Origin of the sequence: Kitasatospora paranensis (assembly GCF_039544005.1) — a bacterium.
Taxonomy (GTDB): Bacteria; Actinomycetota; Actinomycetes; order Streptomycetales; family Streptomycetaceae; genus Kitasatospora; species Kitasatospora paranensis.
Window position 1 is genome coordinate 102,477 of record NZ_BAABKV010000001.1, and the last position, 21,266, is coordinate 123,742.

15 protein-coding genes and 4 pseudogenes are annotated in these 21,266 nt (G+C 72.5%); 13 read left to right on the forward strand and 6 right to left on the reverse strand.

Translation table 11 applies throughout. The features are described from left to right. Positions 1-235: 235 nt before the first annotated feature. From ABEB13_RS00500 to ABEB13_RS00550, 10 genes and pseudogenes are all read left to right on the forward strand, one after another. Positions 236-1,846 (forward strand): ABC transporter substrate-binding protein, encoded by a 1,611-nt coding sequence (locus ABEB13_RS00500; protein ID WP_345703739.1) that lies wholly within the window; start codon positions 236-238, stop codon positions 1,844-1,846. Between the two features lie 4 nt (positions 1,847-1,850). Beyond that, entirely contained in the window at positions 1,851-3,737 is a 1,887-nt protein-coding gene (locus ABEB13_RS00505) for an ABC transporter ATP-binding protein (protein WP_345703740.1), read from the forward strand. Positions 3,738-4,019: 282 nt separating this feature from the next. Beyond that, positions 4,020-4,886, forward strand: a complete 867-nt coding sequence (locus ABEB13_RS00510; RefSeq protein WP_345703741.1) for a mandelate racemase/muconate lactonizing enzyme family protein — start codon at positions 4,020-4,022, stop codon at positions 4,884-4,886. Beyond that, positions 4,883-5,787 (forward strand): annotated as a pseudogene (locus ABEB13_RS00515) (SDR family NAD(P)-dependent oxidoreductase). Before ABEB13_RS00510 ends, ABEB13_RS00515 begins: the two are co-directional and overlap by 4 nt. Then, positions 5,784-6,518 (forward strand): ribonuclease activity regulator RraA, encoded by a 735-nt coding sequence (locus ABEB13_RS00520; protein ID WP_345703742.1) that lies wholly within the window; start codon positions 5,784-5,786, stop codon positions 6,516-6,518. Before ABEB13_RS00515 ends, ABEB13_RS00520 begins: the two are co-directional and overlap by 4 nt. A gap of 947 nt (positions 6,519-7,465) precedes the next feature. Then, positions 7,466-8,638: a GH39 family glycosyl hydrolase gene (locus ABEB13_RS00525; RefSeq protein WP_345703743.1), complete on the forward strand. Its 1,173-nt coding sequence runs from the start codon at positions 7,466-7,468 to the stop codon at positions 8,636-8,638. Between the two features lie 60 nt (positions 8,639-8,698). Beyond that, positions 8,699-10,078, forward strand: a complete 1,380-nt coding sequence (locus tag ABEB13_RS00530; protein WP_345703744.1) for an FAD-binding oxidoreductase — start codon at positions 8,699-8,701, stop codon at positions 10,076-10,078. Beyond that, a pseudogene (locus ABEB13_RS40105) lies at positions 10,075-11,157 on the forward strand ((Fe-S)-binding protein); the annotation flags it as partial. The gene ABEB13_RS00530 and the pseudogene ABEB13_RS40105, both read left to right, overlap by 4 nt. Positions 11,158-11,205: 48 nt before the next feature. Further along, a pseudogene (locus ABEB13_RS40110) lies at positions 11,206-12,737 on the forward strand (aldehyde dehydrogenase (NADP(+))). Positions 12,738-12,826: 89 nt separating this feature from the next. Then, on the forward strand, positions 12,827-13,423 hold the full coding sequence (locus ABEB13_RS00550; RefSeq protein WP_345703745.1) for a glycoside hydrolase family 125 protein: 597 nt from the start codon (positions 12,827-12,829) through the stop codon (positions 13,421-13,423). Here ABEB13_RS00550 and ABEB13_RS00555 read toward each other — a convergent pair. After that, positions 13,357-14,546, reverse strand: a protein-coding gene (locus ABEB13_RS00555; RefSeq protein WP_345703746.1) for an IS3 family transposase whose coding sequence is annotated in 2 segments (ribosomal slippage) — positions 13,357-14,321 and positions 14,321-14,546 — 1,191 coding nt in all. Because the reading frame shifts where the segments join, the coding sequence is not laid out codon by codon here. The two genes, ABEB13_RS00550 and ABEB13_RS00555, sit on opposite strands and share 67 nt — an antisense overlap. Between ABEB13_RS00555 and ABEB13_RS00560 the strand changes: the two genes are divergently transcribed. Next, entirely contained in the window at positions 14,434-14,934 is a 501-nt protein-coding gene (locus ABEB13_RS00560) for a hypothetical protein (RefSeq protein ID WP_345709993.1), read from the forward strand. The genes ABEB13_RS00555 and ABEB13_RS00560 overlap by 113 nt on opposite strands. 41 nt (positions 14,935-14,975) lie before the next feature. Here the strand turns inward: ABEB13_RS00560 and ABEB13_RS00565 are convergent, their stop codons facing one another. After that, positions 14,976-15,413: a hypothetical protein gene (locus tag ABEB13_RS00565; RefSeq protein WP_345703747.1), complete on the reverse strand. Its 438-nt coding sequence runs from the start codon at positions 15,411-15,413 to the stop codon at positions 14,976-14,978. A gap of 613 nt (positions 15,414-16,026) precedes the next feature. Here ABEB13_RS00565 and ABEB13_RS00570 point away from each other — a divergent pair. Then, entirely contained in the window at positions 16,027-17,016 is a 990-nt protein-coding gene (locus ABEB13_RS00570; RefSeq protein WP_345703748.1) for a hypothetical protein, read from the forward strand. Between the two features lie 174 nt (positions 17,017-17,190). Beyond that, positions 17,191-17,736: a DUF6882 domain-containing protein gene (locus ABEB13_RS00575; RefSeq protein ID WP_345703749.1), complete on the forward strand. Its 546-nt coding sequence runs from the start codon at positions 17,191-17,193 to the stop codon at positions 17,734-17,736. 55 nt (positions 17,737-17,791) lie between these two features. Here ABEB13_RS00575 and istB read toward each other — a convergent pair. From istB to ABEB13_RS00600, 4 genes and pseudogenes are all read right to left on the reverse strand, one after another. After that, positions 17,792-18,561, reverse strand: a pseudogene (gene istB / locus ABEB13_RS00580) (IS21-like element helper ATPase IstB). Continuing rightward, positions 18,558-18,944: a hypothetical protein gene (locus ABEB13_RS00590; protein WP_380231706.1), complete on the reverse strand. Its 387-nt coding sequence runs from the start codon at positions 18,942-18,944 to the stop codon at positions 18,558-18,560. The pseudogene istB and the gene ABEB13_RS00590 overlap by 4 nt, the downstream one beginning before the upstream one ends. A gap of 940 nt (positions 18,945-19,884) precedes the next feature. Beyond that, entirely contained in the window at positions 19,885-20,136 is a 252-nt protein-coding gene (locus ABEB13_RS00595) for a hypothetical protein (RefSeq protein ID WP_345703751.1), read from the reverse strand. A 159-nt stretch (positions 20,137-20,295) separates the two neighbouring features. Further along, positions 20,296-20,823 carry a hypothetical protein gene (locus tag ABEB13_RS00600; protein ID WP_345703752.1) on the reverse strand — a complete coding sequence of 176 codons (528 nt, stop codon included), beginning with the start codon at positions 20,821-20,823 and terminating at the stop codon, positions 20,296-20,298. Positions 20,824-21,266 lie beyond the last annotated feature (443 nt).

The window sequence follows — 21,266 nt, forward strand, 5'->3', positions numbered from 1 at the left end:
GGACACCGCCCGTCCGCGCGCCCCTGACCGGCCGCAGGTCCCTCCGGTCCCCCTTTCGGTCGCCGCCCGGCACCGCCCGACCCGTGCCCCCGTCGCCCGCCGGGCGCCCACCCCGCCGCGTCCGCCCGGCCCCGCGCCACGGCCCTCCCGGGTGACCGCGTTCCCTCGCGCGCACCCGGCCCTCCCCCGGCACTCCGCACCCCCACCCGCGATCCGCACAAGGAAGTGCTCCACCATGTCGCTCTCCTTCCGTTCCTCCCGGTCCACGCCTCCCTCCGGCCCCGCCCCGGAGCTGCCGCGCCGCGCCGTCCTGGTCGGCGCCGTCGCCACCGCGGCCGGCGCCGCCCTGGTCACGCTCACCGGGTGCGGCAGCTCGGACTCCTCCTCCAGCGGCGGGTCCGGGACCCTGACCGCGGGCTTCGACAACGAGCCGGTCACCCTCGACCCGGCGCTGAGCGCCGCCATCTCCTCCGACCGCAACGTGCTGAACCTCTTCTTCGACGCGCTGCTGCGCCAGCGGCCCGACGGCTCCTTCGAGGCGGCGCTCGCCACAAAGTGGCAGCAGACCGAAAAGGAGGTCACCTTCACGCTGCGCGACGGGGTGAAGTTCCACGACGGCACCACCTGCAACGCCGAGGCCGTGGTCCACAACCTGCGCCGCGTGATGGACCCCAAGACGCTCTCTACCAAGGCGTCCGCGCTCGCCAAGGTCGCCTCCGTCGAGGCGCCCGACGCCAGGACCGTCAAGCTGAGACTGAAGGCACCGGACCCGCTGCTGCTCACCCACCTGGCGCACGAGGCGGGCATGATCGCCTCCCCGGCCGCGCTGGAGAAGCACGGCAAGGACTTCGGCCGCCACCCCGTCGGCACCGGCCCCTTCACCTTCTCGGTGTGGCGCTCCAAGGTGCAACTGACCGCCGAGCGCAACAGCGCGTACTGGGCGAAGGCCGCCGACGGCAGCAGCCTGCCCAAGCTCGGCAAGGTCGTCGTGCGCTTCGTCACCGAGCCCAAGGTGCTGCGCGCCGAACTCTCCACGGGCGGCGTCCAGTTGGTGCGCTCCCTGCCTCCGGAGGAGTACGAGCAGCTCGCCGACGACAAGCACATCGTCATCAAGGACACCGGGGTTCGCCGCTCCTACTACGTCGCCCTCAACACCACCGCGGGCCCCTTCAAGGACGCGAAGGTGCGCGTGGCGTTCGCCCGGGCCGTCGACCGCCACGCGGTGGGCAAGGCGGCCGCGGGCGACGAGTACGACATCGCCCCGTCCTTCGCGACCAGCTCCGACTGGTTCTACGACGGCTCCATCGCCCCCCTGCCGTACGACCCGGCCGCGGCGGCCGCGGCGCTCAAGGACGCGGGGCTGCCCAGCGGGGTGCCGATCACTCTCGTCGCCCGCCGCCGCGCCCCCGACCCGACCATCGCGGAACTGCTGCAGAGCCAGCTCACCGCGGTGGGCTTCACGCCGAAAGCGGAGGTGCTGGAGTTCCAGACCCAGCTGGACCGGATGAAGAAGCGGGACTTCGACGCCGCCCTGCTGGTCGTCGACATCCCGCGCCTGGACCCGTCGCTCTCCTTCAACCCCTACTTCACCAGCAGCGGCTCCAACAACTGGTCCGGCCTCAACGACAGCGTCCTCGACGCGCTCCTCGCCGACGGTGCCGCGTCCACCGACCGGTCCGAACGGAAGAAGGCATACGCGGACGCGCAGCGCCGCATCATCGACAACAACTACTGGGTGTTCCTGCACCAGGCGAAGTCGCCGCTCATCCACAGCAGCAGCCTCAAGGGCATTCAGCTGGACGTAGACGGCCAGTGGCGCCTCGCCGAAGCAGAGCTGGGGGCCTGACGCCATGCCCCTCCTCGACATCAAGGACCTCAGCGTCACCTTCGACGCCATCCCGGCGAGCCCGCCCGTGCGCGCGGTGGACAGCGTGAACCTCAGCCTGGAGGCGGGCGAGACGCTGGCCGTCGTCGGCGAGTCCGGGTCCGGCAAGACGGTCACGGCGCTCAGCCTGCTCGGGCTGAACCCGCCCGAGCCGGTCTGCGCCACCACCGGCTCCATCCGGCTCAACGGCGAGGAGCTGCGCGCCCTGGACGCCAAGGGGTGGCGGTCGGTCCGCGGGCGGCGGGTGGCGATGGTCTTCCAGGACCCCTCCTCCGCGCTGAACCCGCTGCTCACCATCGGCACCCAGATCACCGACGCGGTGCGCGCCCACGAGCGGATGAGCCGGGCGGAGGCCCGCGGCCGGGCCGTCCAGGCACTGGAACAGGCCCAAATGCCGGACCCGGAGAGCAGGTTGCGGCAGTACCCGCACGAGCTGTCCGGCGGCATGCGCCAGCGCGCCGCCATCGCCCTGGCGATCGCGTCCAAGCCCGAACTGCTCATCGCGGACGAGCCGACCACCGCCCTGGACGTCGCCGTGCAGGCGGAGATCATGGCAATGCTGCGCTCACTCTGCGCCGACCTCGGCATGGGCCTGATCCTGATCACCCACGACCTCGGGGTGGTCGCCGAACAGGCCGACCGGGTCGCGGTGATGTACGCGGGCCGGGTCGTGGAGAGCGGCCCCGCCGCCCGCGTCCTGGAGGACCCGCGCATGCCGTACACGCAGGCGCTGCTCGCAGCCACGCCCCGCATCGACGCGGCCGCCCGCACCCGGCTGTTCTCCGTGGAGGGGCAGCCGCCCCGGCTGCGGGAGCGCGCCACCGGCTGCTCCTTCGCCCCGCGCTGTCCGGTCGCCGTGGACGACTGCCGGACGACCGTGCCGGAGCTGAAGGTCTACGGCTCCGACCACGCGGCCGCCTGCCTCTTCGCCGACGCCCCGGTGGAACTGCCCGCCAGGCGGACCGCGCCGGTGCGCGGGCCCGAGCCCGCCGCGGCAGTGCCCGACGGGGCCGCGCCGCTCGTCGAGTTCGACGGCGTCGACCTGCGCTACCCCGTCCGGGGCGGGGCGCTGCGCCGGGTCACCGGGCAGCTGCACGCCGTCCAGGACGTCAGCCTGCGGGTGGAGGCGGGCCGGACGCTGGCGCTGGTCGGCGAGTCCGGTTCGGGCAAGACCAGCCTGACCAAGCTGCTGCTGCGGCTGGAGCAGCCCTCCGGCGGCACCGTCCGCTACGACGGCATCGACGTGACCCGGCCGGGCCCCGCCGAGCTGCGCCGCCTCCAGCGGGAGGTGCAGGTCGTCTTCCAGAACCCGTACGCCAGCCTGGACCCCCGGATGACGATCCGGCAGATCCTCCAGGAGCCGCTGCGGGTGCACGGTCTGGAGTCCGGCGAGGACGTCCTCACCGGGCTGCTGCGGGACGTGGGCCTGGACTCCTTCGCCCTGGACCGCTTCCCGTCCGCGTTCTCCGGCGGCCAGCGGCAGCGCGTCGCCATCGCCCGCGCCCTCGCCCTGCGCCCCCGGATCATCGTCTGCGACGAGGCGGTCAGCGCCCTGGACGTGTCGATCCAGGCCCAGGTCCTCAACCTGCTCGCCGACCTGCAGGCCGCGCACGGCATGGCCTACCTGTTCATCACCCACGACCTGGCCGTGGTCCGCTCGGTCGCCCACCGCATCGCGGTGATGCGCCACGGCCGGATCGTCGAGGAGGGCCCGGCGGAGGAGATCTACGCCGCCCCCGCCCACGACTACACCCGCGAACTGCTGGCCAGCGCCCCCGGCCGGCACGCCCGTACGACGGCCGACTCCCCGCACTCCCCGCACCAGGAACGGAGCCCCCAGTGGCAAAGGTGACCAGGGTCGTCCTGACCCCGATCAACACCCCCGGCACAACAGCATCACCTGCGGCCACATCCTCGTCGAACTGCACACCGACGACGGCTCCCTGGTGGGCGTCGGCGAGATGTCCGACCTGCAGCACCTGCCGCGCTTCCACTTCGACGTCCCCGAACTGGAGGCCACCCTCAACGAGATCCTCGTCGGCCTGGACGCCCTCCAACTGACCGAGGTGGAACGCCGCCTGGAGGCCAACTTCCCGCAGGCCGGCTACATCTACGACAAGAGCCGCGCCGTCAAGTGCGGGTCGACATCGCCTTCTGGGACCTGGCGGCCAAGCAGCTCGGCGTGCGCGTCTGCGACCTGCTGGGCGGCGCGGTCCGCGAGTCCGTGCCGATCGCCTACCCGATCTTCCGGCAGCAGAGCGAGGAGGACGTCGAGCGCAACCTCGCCATGGTGGAGCGCCGCCTCGGCGAGGGCTTCGAGTTCTTCCGGGTGTACGTGGGCCGCCGCCTCGACCTGGACGAGCGGTTCCTGCGCACCGCCCGCGAGCGGTTCGGCGACCGGATACGCATCAAGTCCCTGGACTTCTCGAACCTGCTGGACGCCAAGTCGGCCTGCAACTTCGCCGAGCGGGTGGCCGACGTGGGCTTCGACCTGGTGGAGGCCCCGGCCCCCAACCACGACGTGCGCGGCCTGGTGTACGCCCGCGGCCGGCTCCCCGTGCCGATCAGCGAGCACGTCTACGGCTTCCGCTGGGCGCTGGACCTGGTCGCCGCCGACGCGGTCGACGTGTTCAACGTGAGCGTCATCGCGATCGGCGGGATCACCCCGGCCCGCCGGATCTTCGCCATCGCGGAGGCCGCCGGAAAGTCCTGCCTGGTCGGCACCACCCAGGAACTGTCCATCGGCACGGCCGCCGCCGCCCACGTCGCCATGGCGATGGTGCCGGTCACCGAGCCCAGCGACCCGGTGGGCCCGCTGCTCTACACCCGCGACGTGGTCACCGACCCGGTGCGCTACATCGGCGGCCGGCTGCACGTGCCGTCCGGCCCCGGCCTCGGCATGACCCTCGACCCGGAGCTGGTCGAGGCGTCGGCGGGCCCGCTGACCTGGGCGTCGACCAGCGCGGCGGCCGTGGTGGACCGGCAGCAGGTGGCCCGATGACGGGCGCGGCGGGCGGTGCGGCCCCCGCCGCCCCGGGCGGCCGGTTCGCCAGCCGGGTGGCGCTCGTCACCGGCGGCGCCCGCAACATCGGGCTCGCCATCGCCGTCCGGCTGGCCGAGGAGGGCGCCGCGATCGCCGTCAACGGCCCCGACCCGCAGGAGGCGGAGGCGGCGGCGGCCGCGCTGCGGGACGGCGGGGCGCGCGCCGTCGCCTGCCCCGGCGACGTGTCGGACCCGGCGCAGGTCCAGGCGTTCGTCGCCCGCGCCGTGGCGGAACTCGGCGGCCTGGACGTGCTGGTCAACAACGCCGCCGCCGCGATGCTCGGCCGCGGCAGCCTCCTCGACCTGGACCCGGCGGACTGGGACCGCAGCTTCGCGGTGAACGCGCGCGGCACCTTCCTGTGCACGGTCGCCGCCGCCCGGGTGATGCGGGCGGGGGCGCCGTCGTCAACATCTCCTCCGTCGGCGCGACCCGCGCCCACCGCGCGGCCGTCGCCTACGACGCCTCCAAGGGCGCGGTGGAGGCCACCACCAGGGCGACCGCCCTGGAACTCGCCCCGCTCGGCATCCGCGTCAACGCCGTGGCGCCCGGCCCGGTCATCAACGACCGGTACGAGCTGCTGGACGCGGCGCAGCGCAGCGCCCGCATCCGGCCGGTGCCGCTCGGCCGGATGGGCGACGGCGCCGACGTCGCGGCGGCGGTCGCCTTCCTGGCCTCAGCCGACGCCTCCTTCGTCACCGGCCAGGTGCTCACCGTGGACGGCGGTCTGACCGCCCAGATCCGGCCGCCGGGCACCGACCCCTCCCTCTCCCCCGCCCTCGGGACCGCCGCCGAAGCCGGAACCGACACCACCTCCCCGACGCCGAACGGCGCCGACCGACCGCGAGGAACCGCATCATGACCGAGACGCCCCAGGCCCCGCTGAACCCCGACGACCTGGCCGCGCTCCGCGAGAGCAGCACCGCCACCCTCACCACCCAGTTGTTCAAGCTGGGCCTGCGCAACACCTTCCTCGCCGGGCTCGGCCGGGTGACCGGTGACCGGCCGCGCATGGTCGGCGAGGCGTTCACGCTGCGCTACATCCCGGCGCGCGAGGACATCGACACCCTCGACGTCTTCAACGACTACGACCACCCGCAGCGCGCCGCGATCGAGCAGGTCGGCCCCGGCCAGGTCCTGGTCATGGACTGCCGCGGCCAGGGCCGGGCCGCCTCGGCGGGCAACATCCTGCTGTCCCGGCTGTCGGTGCGCGGCGCGGCCGGCCTGGTCACGGACGGCACGCTGCGAGACGTCGAGGAGATCGGCGCGCTGCCGCTGCCGGTGTACTCGGCCGGCGCCGCCGCGATGACCAACCTGGCCCTGCACCACGCGGTCGACACGCAGGTCCCGGTCGGCTGCGCGGGTGTCGCCGTGTACCCGGGCGACGTCCTGGTCGGCGACCGGGACGGCGTGGTCTGCGTGCCGCGCCACCTGGTGCCGGTGATCGCCCGTCAGGCGCGCGAGCAGGAGGACCTGGAGGCGTTCATCACCGAGCGCGTCCTGGCCGGCGCCCCGCTGCGCGGCACCTACCCGGCGGACGAGGACACGCTGCGCGCGTACCGGGAGAGCCGCCTCGCGAGCACCGCCCCGTAGTCCCGGGACTGACCCCCGGTCCCTCTCCCGGTGTCCTGCGGCGGGGCGGGCCCGCCGCAGGACACCGGCCACCACGGAAGAAGGCAGGAATCCCCCATGATCAACTCCTCCTCCGACACACCCTCCCGCGCCGGACGCCCCACCGCCCGACGCGCCCCCACCCGACGCCCCTCCGCGGCCCTGCTGGTGACCGCCCTGGTCGGCGGGCTGATGTCCGCCGCAACGGCGCCCCCGGCCTCGGCGGCAGACCTGGCCGGCGACTTCGACTCGACCGCCGTCGGCACGGTGCCCTCCGGCTGGTCCGTGACCGGCGCGAGCGGCGACGTCACCGTGCAGGACGTGCCGGGCACCGTCGACCGCGGTCTGCAACTGCGCGACACCTCCAGCACCTCGTCCGTCACCGCGCGCGCCTCCTTCGGCAGCACGGCCGCGACGGTCGTCGCGGGCTTCCGGCTGCGCGCCGCGCAGACCTCCGCGACGGTCGGCGTGCACCTCGACGGCACGGCCGGCCACAGCGTCACCGTCGCCCTGGGCGCCGACGGGCAGCTCTACACCTACGACGGTGCCACCCGCGTCGACCTCGGCGCCTACACGGCCGACCGCTGGTACGACATCCGCGTCGTCGCCGACCCGTCCACCGACACCGCCGACGTCTACGTCGACGGCTCCCGCCGGGCCCGGCGCCTGGCGTTCCGCACCGCCACCGCGTCCCTGGGCGCGCTCCAGGCCGACGTCTCCGCGTCCTCCACCGGCACCGCCTGGCTGGACGACGTGCGCACCGGCACCGAGTCCGGGCCGCAGGGCTGGCCGTACCTCGGGCAGGTCGGGCCGCGCCCGCCCTCCAGATCGGCACCTCCCAGCTGCTCGTCGGCGCCGAGACCCTCGACCGGGACTACACCAGCTACCCGGCGTTCTCGCCGTACCTCGGCAAGCTCGGCGCAACCGGGGTGCGCCTGCAGGGCGGCTGGGCCAAGACCGAGAAGACCAAGGGCGTCTATGACTGGACCTGGCTGGACAAGATCGTCGACGACGCCCGCGCCCAGGGCCTCAAGCCGTGGATCCAGCTGTCGTACGGCAACGGGATCTACACCGGGGGCGGCGACAGCGGGCTCGGCGGCCAACTGCCGTCCTCCGCCGAGGCGCTGGCGGCCTGGGACGCCTGGGTGCGGGCGATGGTGAACCGGTACAAGGACCGGGTCACCGAGTGGGAGGTCTGGAACGAGCCCAACCTCGCCGGCATCCCGGTCGCCGACTACACCGACTTCTACGTCCGCACGGCCACCCTGGTGCGAGCGGCCGAGCCCGGCGCAGTGGTCTTCGGACAGGAGGCCGGGATCGACGTCACCTACGCCCAGAACTTCCTGACGCTGCTCTCCCAGCAGGGCAAGTCCGACCTGCTGGGCGGCGTCAGCTACCACCCGTACAACGCCGACCCCGACGACGCCTGGACGTACCAGCAGGTCGCGAAGCTGAGGGCGCTGGTCGACCAGTACGCGCCGGGCGCGGTGGTCCGGCAGGGCGAGAACGGCGCGCCCAGCACCGCCGGCAGCTTCGGCGCGCTGGGCGACACGGACTGGACGGAGCTGAGCCAGTCCAAGTGGCTCCTGCGCCGGGTCCTCAACGACCTGGGCCGGGGCATCAGCACCTCCGTCTTCAGCATCTCTGACCTGAACTACCCGGGGAAGGTCAACACCAAGGGCCTGCTCCGGACCGGCACCGACAAGTCGGTGCGCTACGCGAAGCCGTCGTTCTACGCCGTGCAGGCCCTGGCGTCGGTCTTCGACAGCACCCTGGCGCCGCTGCCCGGCTACCACTGGAGCGCCGCGCCCGCCACCGCACTGACCGTGCAGGCGTTCGCCAACCGCACCAGCGGCCGCCAGGTCGTCGCCGTGTGGGCCGCCACCGGCAAGCCCACCGAGAGCACCACCAGCACCGCGACGGACCTCACCTTCACCGGCGGCGACTTCGCTGACCCGGTCTACGTCGACCTGCGCACGGGCGCCATCTACGACGTCCCGGACGCCGGCTGGTCGGCGCAGAACGGCACGTACACCTTCCGGGGCGTCCCGGTGTACGACTCGCCCGTCCTGATCGCGGACCGCTCCACCGTCAAGTTCTAGTACCAGCGCCGGTCCCGTCCCGCGCCCCCTGGGCGGGACGGGACCGGCCGGGAGGCAACCGTGCAAGCCCCTGTCCGAGCCGCGCTGAAGTCGATCGTCGGCGACGCCCACTACCGGGACACCGACGGTGACCTGGTCCCCTTCAGCCGGGACGCGACCCCGCTGTTCTCCGCCCGGCCCGACGCCGTGGTCTTCCCCGCCGACACCCGCGAGGTGGCGGCCGTCCTGGAACTCGCCACCCGGCACGCCGTCCCGGTCGTCCCGCGCGGCGCCGGCTCCAACCTGTGCGCCGCGACCGTCGCGCTGCACGGCGGCATCGTCCTCGCGCTCACCCGCCTGAACCGCGTCCTGGAGATCGCCCCGTCCGAGCTCCTCGCCCGCGTGCAGCCGGGCGTCACCAGCGCGGCGCTCGCCGACGCCGCCGCCCGCGAGGACCTGCTGTGGGCGCCCGATCCGGGCAGCCGCACCGTCGCCACCATCGGCGGCACCATCGCCACCAACGCGGGCGGACTGCGCGGCCTGAAGTACGGCGTCACCCGCGACTACGTCCTCGGACTGGAGGCCGTCCTGCCCACCGGGGAGGTCATCCGCACCGGCGGCCGACTCCACAAGGACGTCGCCGGGTACGACCTGACCCGGCTGCTGACCGGTTCCGAGGGCACCCTCGCCGTCATCACCGAGGCCACCCTCGCGCTGCGCCCCGCGCCCCGCACCTCCGGCACCGGCGTCGCCTACTTCGCCGACCTGGCCACGGCGGGCCGGGCCGTCGACGCGATCATCTCCGACGGCGTGCTGCCCGCCACCCTGGAGTTCCTGGACCGGTCCTGCATCCGCGCCGTGGAGGAGTTCGCCGGGCTGGACCTGCGCACCGACGCCGGGGCGCTGCTGCTCTTCGGCGACGACGGCGAACCCGACTCCGTGGCCCGGACCATGGCCCGGATGAGCGACTCCTGCTCCGCCCGGGGCGCCCTGGAGGTCACCACCGCCGCCCGGATCGCCGAGGCCGAGGCGCTGCTCGCCGCCCGCCGCTGCACGCTGCCCGCGCTGTCCCGGCTGGGGGCGCTCACCATCCTGGAGGACGCGACCGTGCCCCGCCCGCGGATCGCCGAGATGGTGGAGCGGATCGACCGGATCGCCGAACGCCACGACCTCACCATCGCCACCTTCGGCCACGCGGGCGACGGCAACCTCCACCCGACCTGCGTCATCGGGTCCCGCGAGAACACCGGGGCCGTCGCCCGCGCCGAGCACGCCTTCGGGGAGATCTTCTCCGCCGCCCTGGAACTCGGCGGCACCATCACCGGCGAACACGGCGTCGGCGCGGCCAAGTTCCCCCACCTGTCGGCGCAGCTCGGCCCCGACCAGATGTCCCTGCTGCGCCGGGTCAAGGGCGCCTTCGACCCGGCCGGAATCCTCAACCCCGGAAAGCTGGGTTCATGAACGGCACCTCCCGGAAGGCGGCGGACCCGACCGGGCCCGTCTTCGACCCCGACCTGCTCTCCCGCTGCATCTCGTGCGGCTTCTGCCTGCCCGCCTGCCCGACGTACGCGGCGACCGGCGACGAGGCGTCCTCCCCGCGCGGCCGGATCAACCTGATGCGCGCCCTCCAGGACGGCGACCTCGACCCCTACGACCCCACCCTCACCGAACAGGCCTCCCAGTGCCTGGGCTGCCGCGCCTGCGAACCGGTCTGCCCCGCCGGGGTCGAGTACGGGCAGCTCCTGGAGCAGTGGCGCGACCACCAGTGGAAGGGCCGCCGCCAACCCCTCCTCGCGCGCTCCCTGATGCTGGTGACGCGACTGCGGGAGGCGTTCCGCCTCGCGGGGGCGGTGCGGCGGCTGCCGGGGGCCGTGCTGCGGAAGGTGCGGCGGCCGAGCCCCGGTGTGGCGGCCGGGGCCGGCGCGCCGGAGGCGTCCCTGATGCTCGGCTGCTTCGAACAGGTGCTGTTCCCCGAGGTCAGCCGGGCCGCGCGGCAACTGGTGCCGAATCTCGCCGTGCCCACCGGCCAGGGCTGCTGCGGCGCCCTGCACGCCCACAACGGCGACACGGCGGCCGGCGAGCGCCTCGCCCACCGCCTCGGCGCGGACCTGCCCGGCACCATCGTCACCACGTCCGGCGGCTGCGCGGCCCACCTCGCCTCGGTCCTCGGCCGGGACCGGGTGAAGGAGATCTCCGAGCTGCTCGCCGACGGGGGCGCGGCGGAGGACCCGCCGGGGAACCGACTCCCTCTCCCTTCAAAGGAGTTGGGCGAACTCCGGGTGGACGGCCGCCAGGCCCGCGTCACCCTCCAGGACTCCTGCCACCTGCGCAACGGCCTCGGCGTCTGGAAGGAGCCCCGCGCCCTGCTCGACCGGGTCGCCGACTACGTCGAACTGCCCTCCGCCGCGGGCTGCTGCGGCGCGGCGGGCACCTACTCCCTGCTCAGGCCGCGCGAGTCCCGCCGCATCCTCGACGCCAAGGTCCGCGAGATCGAGGCGGCCGGCGTGGACTACGTCGTCGCGGTCAACCCGGGCTGCCTGCGCCAGCTCCGGACCGGCCTGCGCCGCTCCCGCTCGCGCGTCAAGGCCGTGCACATCGCGGAACTCCTCGCCCGGGCGTCGCAGGACGCCCCCACTGACCCGCTCCCTCCCGCAGAAGAGGTACGACATGTCCCCCTCCCTTCCTCCTCCGCCGCGTCGGCGGCGGAGGCGGCCCTCGCCGCCGCACCGGCCCTCGCCACGCTCCCCCTCCCCCGGCGGGCCGCGCTGCTGCACGGCCTCTCGCAGGCACTCGGTGACCACGCCGTCCACCTGGCGTCCGTGGCCGACGAGGAGACCCGGCTCGGCACGCAGCGCCTCAAGGGCGAGATCGACCGCACCCGGGTGCAGTTGGAGATGTTCGCCGACGTGGTCGAGGACGGCGGCTTCCTGGACGCGGTGATCGACCACGCCGACCCGGCGGCCCGGCCCGCGCCCCGCCCCGACCTGCGCCGCATGCTGGTGCCGCTGGGGCCGGTCGCGGTGTTCTCGGCGTCGAACTTCCCCTTCGCCTTCTCGGTGCTGGGCGGCGACACCGCGAGCGCACTGGCGGCGGGCTGCCCGGTGGTGGTCAAGGCCCACGAGGGCCACCCCCACCTCTCCGACCTGACCGCCCGCCTCGCCGCGGACGTCCTACCGGCAGGCGTCCTGAGCGTGGTCCACGGCCGGGAGGCGGGCCGCGCGCTGGTCACCGACCCGGAGATCCGCGCGGTCGGCTTCACCGGCTCCACGGCGGGCGGCCGTGCCCTGTTCGACCTGGCGGCGGCCCGCCCGGACCCGATCCCGTTCTACGGCGAACTCGGCTCCCTCAACCCGGTGGTGGTGACCCCGGCGGCCCACGCGGCCCGCGGCGCCGACCTCGCACGCGAGTTCGCGGCGTCGGCGACGCTGGGCCAGGGCCAGTTCTGCACCAAGCCGGGCCTGCTGTTCCTGCCGGACGGCAACGGCCTGGAGGACGCCCTGCGCGAGGAGTTCGCCTCGAGGGCCCCGGCCCCCTGCTGGGCGAGTGGATCGCGGACGCCTACCGCAGCACGCTCACCGCCCTCGCCGCCCACCCCGCGGTGCGGCCCCTGCACCACCCGCCCCACCCTGCCGACCCCCGCCACGCCGCCCCAGCCCTGCTCGCCACCACAGCCGACGCGCTACGCACCTCCCCTGCGCTCCTGGAGGAGTGCTTCGGCCCGGCCGCCCTGGTCGTCACCTACCCCACCCGCGAGGACCTGCTGGAGACCCTGCGCGCCCTCCCGGGCGGTCTCACCGCCACCGTCCAGGGCGAGGAAAGTGAGGACGAGGAACTCTTCCACGCCCTGACCGCCGCCCTGCGCACGGGCCGCCTGGTCTGGAACGGCTGGCCCACCGGGGTGGCCGTCACCGCCGCCATGCACCACGGCGGCCCCTGGCCCGCCACCACCTCCCCGCTGCACACCAGCGTCGGCACTCGCGCCATCACCCGCTGGCTCCGCCCGATCGCCTACCAGAACGCCCCGGACGCGTTCCTGCCGCCGCCGCTGCGGGAGGGCAACCCGTGGGGCGTCCCCCGGGAGGTGAACCTCCCGGGCCGGCTCCGCGGGCCCCGGGACTGACGACGCGCTGTCCCCAGCCCGCCGCAATCACGGGACTTCAGCGGGGCGGGGGCCGTGACGACGACCGGTGCAGCCCGTCGTTCGACCACATGGCCGGCCCGCCCCGGCCACCGGTGGGGAACGAAGCCTTCGAGGACGATGTCGACCGCGTCGGCGATGCCGGGCAGGGAGGGGAGTGCGTCATCCGGACCGGGTGCCGCGGGCGGGTTCATGGCCAGACTGAACAGCAGGGCGAGGAGGACGACGGCGCCGTGTTCGGCGCGCAGGTACTCGGCGGGCCGCCCCGGGGCGGCCCGGCCTCCGGAGACACCCTGCAGCGCGGTGGGCGTGGCGCACCGGTGGCGGTCACCGGCATGTCCTGGTCGGGCTTCCGCCCCAGCGACGACCGGTGCACGTACGGCTATCCAACGCGCTGGCCGCGGTCTCCCTGCAACGGTCTGGCGGAGCTCGCCTCGGCGGCCGGCCGGGCGGCTCTGGCGGCCGAGGCCTCGGCCCTGCCGACGGAACTCACCACGGCGGTGCGGGCACACAACACCATGGCGCACCAGGAGGGACGGGTGTACGCCTACGAGGTGGACGGCCTACTTGAGCCTTCCCCCGGGACGTGGACACCGGAGTTTCATGCGGCGAGGGTGATCTTACGGGTTGCCGCTGGCTGCTGTTCGAACTGGATCGGGCTGAGGTAGCCGAGCGTGGAGTGACGCCGGCGGAGGTTATAGAAGGAGATCCAGCGGAACACCTCCAGTCTCGCCTGATGCCGACTGGCCCATCGCACTCCGGGCATCAACTCCCTTTTGAGTGAGGCGAAGAAGCTCTCCGCGACGGCGTTGTCGTAGCTGGAGCCGACCTTTCCCATGCTTCGCCGGACACCGTGGCGTCGGCAGAGTCTCGCGAACTCAGCCGAGCCGTATTGCGAGCCCCTGTCCGAGTGGAAAATCACGCCGCAGACTCGGCCGCCGCGGGCGGCCACCGCGGCCTCCAGGGCGTCGGCGACCAGGCCGGTGCGCATGTGGTCGGCCAGCGACCAGCCCACCAGGCGGCGCGAGTGCAGGTCGATGACGGTGGCCAGGTACATCCAGGAGCCGCCGATCGGCAGATACGTGATGTCGCCTACCCACCGGGTGTCGGGCGCCGGCGCCGTGAAGTCGCGTCCGATCAGGTCCGGTGCCGGCGGTGCGGTCATGTCCGGAATCGTCGTGCGGCAGCGTTTGCTCAGGTGGCGGCCGATGATGCCGTGCTCGCGCATCAGGCGTGCTATCCGTTTACGGTTGACCACCCGGCCCTGGGCTCGCAGTTCGGCGTGCACCCTTGGCACCCCGCAGGCGCCCCGCGTCTCCTGGTGGACTGCGCGGATCTCGCGTACGAGTGCGGCCTCGGCCGCTGCCCGGTCGGCGCGGGCCCGGGCACCAGCCCGCCAGGCGTAGTACCCGGAACGGGCGACGCCCAGGACCTCGCACAGCCGCTGGATGCCGAACTCGGCGGCGTGGGTGGAGATGAAGTCCCAGCGGCGGGCCCTCACTTCATCTCCCGTGCGAAATAGGCCGCTGCCCGGCGCAGGATCTCCCTTTCGGCCTGCCACTCCCGCTCGGCCTTGCGCAACCGCGCGAGATCGGACCGCTCGTCCGCGTTGAGGGCCTGCTCGGCCGACGCCGGCTCGGCGTCGGCGGCCCGCACCCAGTTCCGCAGCGTCTCGTGGTTGACCCCGATCTCCCTCGCGACCGCTGCGAACGTGTGCCGGCCCTCCGAGGCCCGGTACAGCGCGACGGCATCACGACGGAACTCGTCCGAGTACCTCGACGGACGTCCCACCTGGACTTCCCTTCCTGGATCTACAAGATCCAAGTGTCAGGGTGCCCACGTCACGGGGCAAAGCTCAGCCGTCCTGGAACGGTTCGCCAGCGCCGTCTCCCGCGCAGGCGCCGACCTCGACCCCACCGACGGCTACCTCGGCGGCGTCGGCTGGGAAACCCGCTACCGCCTCGACGGCTACGTCCTGCTCGGAGCCCGACGAACCCAGCAGCCGATCACCCTCACCCCCACCGAGACCCTCACCCTGGGCACCATCGGCGCCCTCGCCCTCGCACTGCCCGCCGCCGCCATGTTCGACCCCACCGACCTCGCCCGGCTCTGTGCCGTCCTCGACGACGCCGTCACCCACGCCCCCAACCCAGAACCCGCCCCGACCCCACCCACCTGACCGCCCACCCCGCCCCCGGCGGCCGACCGGCCGGGCAGGGGTCAGGAGGTCGGGTGCGGGGTGTGCGGGAGGTCCGGCGTGCTGGTGCGGACGAGTTTCTTGATCAGGGCCACGGTCTGCGCGGGCCTGAGCCGGCCGTGGTCGGAACCGACCGCCGAGCACACCACGGCCAGCAGCTGCAGCAGACCGACCCGTCGGACCTCGGCGTCCGCCTGCTCCCAGACCACGCGCGCTGCCGCCTGACCGGCTTCCCGGTGCTCGGCCTGTACCTCCAGGACCAGTGACGTGACCGGGTCCGGTGTCGAGCGGGCCACGGCCCGCAGGCGGTCCACCCCGGCGCGCTCGGTCAGGCCGTAGACCGGGCACGTCGCCAGGACGCCGAGCAGGAGCAGCGCGCCCTCCCACAGGGCGTCCTCGTCGCGGTGCTCCAGCTCGGCGAGCAGCAGCTGGCCCGCCGTCCACTCTCCCGTGCGGGCCATCGCATCGACCGCTTGGTCGACCAGGTCTTCGACTGGCGGGAGGGATAGGGCGTCGGCGTTCACGGGGGCACGGTAGCTCCCGCTGCCGACATCCTCCGGCCGACCAGCTGACGGGCGGGCCGAGAGGTGCGCCGGGTACTGCTGGCCGGGGCGGCCAGGCCGGAGGTGTCAACCAGAGCCGGCAGGCGGGAGTGGTGCGCGGGTTTGTTGGGTCCGGGGGCTTCCGGGCTCGCCGCCGGGCGTGGTCGGGACCCCTGGGGGGGTAGCCGCGTTCGCGGTCACCGTTTGGTCGTGCACGCAGGTTCGTGCCACAGCGTCCGAACGACGGTCCCGTCTGGTGTGATGCGCTCGGTGGACCAGGTCCGGCAGCTGCAGCCGACCGGCCGGGGTGCAGGGGCGGCTGCGGGCGCGGTGGTTGCGGACGGACGACGGCGACGGCGTACGGGTGTGGTCATGCTGGAGGCGATGCCCTCCCTGGTGCCGGGTTGAATCCCGTCGCCACCCGAACGCAGCAGCCCCGCGCGCCGCACCCGGTTTCCCAGGCGGCCGGGGCCCTGGGGCCGGCCATGCAGATCTGCGCCTGCGGGTCAGTGCGGCTGGGTAGCATCCGCGGATGGGGTCCGTGGTGAAGGCGCAGACGCTTCGGTCGGCGATAGCCGGCGCCGTCGCACAGTTGAAGTCCTACAACGTCCCCGCGGTATGCGAGCGGCTCGGGCTCGCCCCGGGTACCGAAGAAGAGGCCTTCGCCAGCAAGGCCCGGTACGTGACCGGCCGCCTGCAGAACCTGTCCCTGACCGACCTGGTTCGGGTCGCCCAACGGTTCGTGGAGGACTACGACGACGCCGAGTTGGAGGCCGTGCTCGGGTCGATGGGTCCGCGCGGCGTCGACGGGAGCTTCAAGAATCTGATCTTCGCGGCTGACGGGCCGAAGCCGAAGATCGTGCTGCGGGACGCCGTGGACAACATCCTGGAGATCGTCGAGAACGGCGAGCACTGCCTGGTCTACGACCGGCCGCTCGGCCCGGACGGGCTGACCCTGCGGGCCCTGGCCGACTGGTGGCGCAGCCGGCAGCCGGACCGGGCCGGCGATGAGGACGCCGAAGCGGCTCGCCACCTGCACAAGCGACTGCGGGCCAGCCTCGACTCCCCGCCGGAGCGGGTCCTGTTCGACGCCTACGGCACCTTCTACCCGCAGCCCGGCGGCCTCGACCTTCCGGCGCTGATCCCGCAGGTGTACCTGCACTACGACCCCTACGTCCGCCGCCCTTCACGGCCGGGCCTGCTTGCCCGCCAGCGGATGGACTTCCTGCTGCTCCTGCCCGGCCGCGAGCGGATCGTCATCGAGGTCGACGGGGCGCAGCACTACTCCCGGCCGTCAGCTGCTGTGCCGTCCGGGACACCGTTCGCGGACATCAAGGTCGAGGACCGGGTTCCGGATCCGGCGGCGTACGCGGCGATGGTCGCGGAGGATCGCCGTCTGCGGCTGGCCGGCTACGAGGTCTTCCGGTTCGGCGGCCACGAACTGTGCGGCCCCCGCGGCCATGCGGCGGCCCTCGACTTCTTCACCGCGCTCCGCAACCGGTCCAAGGCCAGGGCCGGGTAGTGCTTCGCCTGCCGCCGGCAAGGACGGCGGGAAGGGCGGGGACCGGCAGGTGTGGACGATCGCGTAATTCCCCAACCCGGTTGGTCACGTAATTCCCCACCGTGTCGCTGCTGAGGGGACCAGTCGTGCGGGGGCATCGTCGGCCGGTCGGAGGCGTCTGGCAGACTCCGCCGCATGGGAATGTTCAAGCGGGCGATCAAGGCGGATGGTGCAGGTCAGGCTGGGGAGCGAGCTGACCTGAGCGCACTCCTGCTGCAGGGTGAAGAGATGATCGAGCAGGTGGGTCGGGCTCACATGTCCTGGGGCTTGGGCTCGGCGGACCGCTGGGATCTGGACCAGACGACCGGCATCATCACCTGGACCTTCCCCGACAAGACCGCGACTGCGCCCGCGCAGATCCTGGGCAGCTTCGCCCCGCGGGCCGGCTCATGGATGTGGGCCTGGGCCAACCAGAGCCTCCTCCCCGACATGAGCCGCGACTCCCGCAGCTTCTGCGAGTGGGCGGAGGCCAACGGACATCCCGAGCTGGCCCAGCCCAGGATCGATGCCGACGAACAGACTGCTTCGACGCTCGCAGCCCTGGCGTTCCGGGTCACCGGGGCGACCGGGTATTACAGAGGTCCAGGGGCTAACTCCTCATACGTGATCATCACGTTCGGGCCGGTCACCCTGACGAACGCGGACGGCAGCGTCTGCACCTTCGACATCAACGTCAGCTAGCGCCGGGTCGGTGCCCTGAGCCTTCGCCGGGCACCGACCCTGGTGGTCCGCCGTTCTATGAGACAGCTGGTCCGCTCTTCTCGGCGGGATTCCTGGGGCGCTTGTTCGGGCGATAGCTAGGGCCGTTCATGATGACCTGGTGGCTGGTGTTGATCAGCCGGTCCAGCAGCGACTCGGCGACAACAGGGTTGGGGAAGAGCGGATACCAGTCGCTGGGCGCCCGGTTGCTGGTGATGATCAGCGAGCGGCCCTGCCGCTCGGAGACCAGTTCGTAGAGGTCGTCGGCCTGGGCCGCGCTCAGCTGCCGCATGGCGAAGTCGTCCAGGATCAGCACGTCCGGGCGGATCAGCTCCCGCATCCGCTTGTCCCAGGTGCGGTCCGCGTGGCCGCTGGCGAGCTCGGCCAGGACCCGGCTGGTTTTCGTGAAGCGGACGTTCGCGCCCTGTCGGACGGCGAGGTGCCCGAGGGCCTCGGCGACGTGTGTCTTGCCGACGCCCACGGGCCCGAACAAGATCACCGACTCGCCGGCATGGAGCCAGCACAGGGCGGCCAGGTCGCGGATCTGGGCCGCGGGCAGCTTCGGGGAAGCGCCGAAGTCGAACTCCTCAAGGGTGACCTGCTGCTCGAACTCGCCTTCTGCAGCCGCCGTTGGAAGGCGACCGTCTCGCGGCGGGTGATCTCGTCCTGGCAGAGGACCTGCAGGAAGTCCAGGTGGCCGAGTTCACCGCTGTGGGCCTGGATCAGCCGCGCATCGAGGGTCTCCACCATCCCGGAGAGCCGAAGCGCCTTCAGCGACTCGCGCAGGGCGGTGTCCATCACACTCATCGAACAGCCTCCTCGGCGCCATCGCGGCCCGGGGTGCCCTCGGGCTCGCCGGAGTTCTGGGACGGGATGTTCGCGGCGAACAGGCCCTCGGCGTCGTGGAGGAAGGCCGCGGCGCCAGCGCCGCCGGTCTCCGGCTCGGGGTCGGTCTCGGTGCTCGCGATCAGGATGCCCTTGATGGTGCGGTAGGAGGGGTCACCGACGGCGATGGCCTTGGCGCAGGCCGCCTCCAGCCGCTGGTCGCCGTACTTCTTCCGCAGCCCGAGGATCCCCTGGGCCGCGCGGAGCCGGTAGAGCGCATTGACCTCCAGCAGCTGGTCGATCACCTCCCGGCAGGCGTCGCCAACCTCGGAGGACTGGCCGCGGCACCAGATCGGCGTCTTCATGCAGAGGCCGACCTCTCACCGCCCGACGTCCCGCCCAGGCCCGGGACCCGGTCCGCGTACCAGCGGACCGGGCTTTCCCGTTCCCTCTCCGCTATGAACATCCTCCTAACATCCCGCAGAGGACATAACGGTTCAAACCGGGCACAAGAAGGCAAAAAAATAAGCCCCGAAGCAATTCCTATGCTTCGCGACAAAAAACTAGCTGTAAAGATGCATGCCGCCAACTTTCAATAGTCGCTGCCAGGGTACCGTGTCGACGTTGCGGACGTCGGAGAATTTGTAACCGGGGGAGGATTCTGAGAGATGATAGCCGGAAGGTAATGTCCCGCGATCATAGACAGGCTGATGATTGCTGTGATCCCCCTCGGGATTGGCTTCGGAACGGGAAGGCCAAGTTTGAAAGCTCCCTTGGAGATGGTCAGAAGAGTCGCGGATGCGCGCTGCGTAGGCATGGCTCTCCCTTGTCTGTGGTCGTTTTTGGGTACAAAAAAGCCCCTCTGCGGGGCGGCTATGAAGTTATTGGATGCAGAAAAGGCCCGAAGGTGCCTTCGATTCCCAATTCTTCCGGGAATCGAATCAATCCAAACTTCGGATTGATGCACATCGGGTGTATTGCTGACGTTCTAATTGATGCTCTGGCTTGGCTGATGTTTCGCCTCGCCCTGATGCTTGGAAAAGCTTATCCATCATCTGGTGCACCGTCAAGGACTTTAGCTCATGGCGGGGCTGATGCGGCAGCAGTCGTAACCCGCTCGGGTCACGGCACTTTTTTACCGCTCTGCCCTTTGGAAAGTCAAATGACCTCGGCTGACCTGGGCTTTTTCTATTCGCTGAGTTCGCCGAGCGCCCGAAGTGCGAGATCTGCCCGCAGAGCGACCCGTTGCCGCGCGCTGCGGAGGCTCGTGGCGGGGGCGAGCCGGTGTCCGCCCCGCCTCGCCCATCAGGCCGCCAGCCGGACCGTCTCCACCGTGCGAAGCCCGTGATCGTCCAGGAACCAGGCCAGGTGGTCCGGGCCCCGGCCGGCGGGGTCGAGGACCTGCAGCTGCAGAGCACCGTCGTCGGCGAGGCGGTTCCAGGCCGGGCCGGTCAGCGGTGGGAGGACACACCCGCCGTGCTCGACCGCCAGCTCGGCATCGGTGCGGTAGGCGGCACCTGGAAGCAGGACCGAGCGCACGCTCCGGGAGAAGGCCACCGGGCTGCGATGTCCCCGGCTGGCCGGCGCCGCGGCCGCGGCGTACTCCCGCCACAGCGCCCACCAGGGTTCGCGGGCGCTGCATGGGAACGATCGGCCGGCCCCCGGGGCGCCCTGCTGCGCGCTGCTCCCGGGGCGGCCGATACCTGCGGCGGGTGGTCAGCCGATGCCGGTGACCTGGAGGGCGGTGGTCCAGTTGGTGCGGATCGCGTTGCGGGCCGCGGACAGAGTGATGGTGCCGGCGCAGACGGCGTTCTTCAGCTTCGTCTCGACGCCGTCCTTGGTGTAGGCGGTCTTGGTGCCGTAGTGCGGCTCGGGCCACAGGTTGCCCGGGTCGCGGGGTGCGCCGCCGAGTTCGAGGGGGACGAGGTGGTCCTCCTCGTAGTCGGCCATGTTGGTGTCGGCGTAGCCGTAGTCGATGATGCCCTGGGCCTTGAGCGGGTTGGTGTAGGACGTCGGGGGGCGGACGGTGGTGGTCCAGCCGGAGACGCAGATGGTGGAGCCGATGGTGGACTGGGTGACGTCCGGGTTGTAGGTGCCGGGCGTGCAGGTCGGGTCGGGCAGCGGCAGGTAGGACTGCGAGCAGGTCGCGGCCTGGGCGGTATCTGCGGTGCCGACCACGACGGCTGCGGCGGTCAGGGCCAGGACGCCGGCGGCGGCGGTCAGGGTTCGGGGCAGGGCACGCATCGGGGGGCCTCCATGGGGTTCGGGGCGACGCGGAACCGGGCAGTCCCCATGACAGCGCACCACCGGCCTACGCGGGTAGACCTGTGACATGAACTCCACATTGCCACCCCGTTTCTGACCGACCATCCAGCACCCGCACACGCCCAACGACACTGCAACGCCCACCCGCCGCGCCGGGCACCCAGGAGCCGATCTCCGCGCAGCACGGTGCAGCCTCCGCCCCAGCATCGGCCACCACCGGCGAGCGGCCCCGGGCGGCCATGGCCCCGCTGGCCATTCCGGGTGAGCAGCTCGCCATCCTTGGCGGGAGCGCCGACATCACCGAGCAGGGCTCGCTACTCGGCCCTGCCACGTCCCTCGATCCGTCCTTCGCGGCAGTTAGCGGCACCACGGCCAGGACCACCCACGGGCTGCCGGCCGGACGGACTGCGTCCCGGCAGCCC

Excerpts from the sequence above, each read along its gene's own strand:
- ABEB13_RS00500 (WP_345703739.1), top strand. The coding sequence starts at position 236 with ATGTCGCTCTCCTTCCGTTCCTCCCGGTCCACGCCTCCCTCCGGCCCC.
- ABEB13_RS00505 (WP_345703740.1), top strand. The coding sequence starts at position 1,851 with ATGCCCCTCCTCGACATCAAGGACCTCAGCGTCACCTTCGACGCCATC.
- ABEB13_RS00520 (WP_345703742.1), top strand. The coding sequence starts at position 5,784 with ATGACCGAGACGCCCCAGGCCCCGCTGAACCCCGACGACCTGGCCGCG.
- ABEB13_RS00550 (WP_345703745.1), top strand. The coding sequence starts at position 12,827 with ATGGCCGGCCCGCCCCGGCCACCGGTGGGGAACGAAGCCTTCGAGGAC.
- ABEB13_RS00565 (WP_345703747.1), bottom strand. The coding sequence starts at position 15,413 with ATGGCCCGCACGGGAGAGTGGACGGCGGGCCAGCTGCTGCTCGCCGAG.
- ABEB13_RS00570 (WP_345703748.1), top strand. The coding sequence starts at position 16,027 with ATGGGGTCCGTGGTGAAGGCGCAGACGCTTCGGTCGGCGATAGCCGGC.
- ABEB13_RS00575 (WP_345703749.1), top strand. The coding sequence starts at position 17,191 with ATGGGAATGTTCAAGCGGGCGATCAAGGCGGATGGTGCAGGTCAGGCT.
- ABEB13_RS00590 (WP_380231706.1), bottom strand. The coding sequence starts at position 18,944 with ATGAAGACGCCGATCTGGTGCCGCGGCCAGTCCTCCGAGGTTGGCGAC.
- ABEB13_RS00600 (WP_345703752.1), bottom strand. The coding sequence starts at position 20,823 with ATGCGTGCCCTGCCCCGAACCCTGACCGCCGCCGCCGGCGTCCTGGCC.